At 69.1% G+C, this 456-nt stretch carries 1 protein-coding gene; it reads right to left on the reverse strand.

Annotated elements, in window-relative coordinates; genetic code table 11:
* Window positions 1-235: 235 nt before the first annotated feature.
* Window positions 236-456, reverse strand: a 221-nt coding sequence (locus AB4Y92_RS25790) for an aldo/keto reductase (RefSeq protein WP_441822207.1), incomplete at its 5' end; no start/stop codon positions are given.

Here is a 456-nt window from a genome sequence, read left to right on the forward strand (position 1 = left end):
ATCGTGGCTCCGGAAATCGCGACAAGGCTTGCGGCCAGCGGGCTCGACCCCGCTCCCGGTTCGCCCCAGGACATGGCGCGCCTGGTCAACGGGGACATCGAACGTTTCGGCCGGCTAATCCGCGAACTGGACATCAAGGTCACGGAATAGACGTTTCATCGGCGGGACGGCGGGCGTCGGCTTCCCGACATGCGCTTCTCAAGCGCGAGGCACATGACGAGCGATCCGCCGGTTACTACGCGCCGGGCAATGGCGCGTCGGGATGGACCAGCCCGGCCTCCCGCAGCTCCCGCCAGAACGCCGCAGGCACCACCTCCTGCAGCGCAGCCCGGTCTTCGGCGATGCGGCTCGGCTGGCTGGCGCCGGGGATCACCGCCGCGACCGCGGGATTGGCCAGCGAAAACTGCAGACCGGCCGCCTTCATGCTGACGCCGTGGCGGTCGGCGATGGCCTTGA

The sequence above is a fragment of the Lysobacter sp. TAB13 genome (assembly GCF_052113885.1).
Lineage (GTDB): Bacteria > Pseudomonadota > Gammaproteobacteria > Xanthomonadales > Xanthomonadaceae > Lysobacter > Lysobacter gummosus.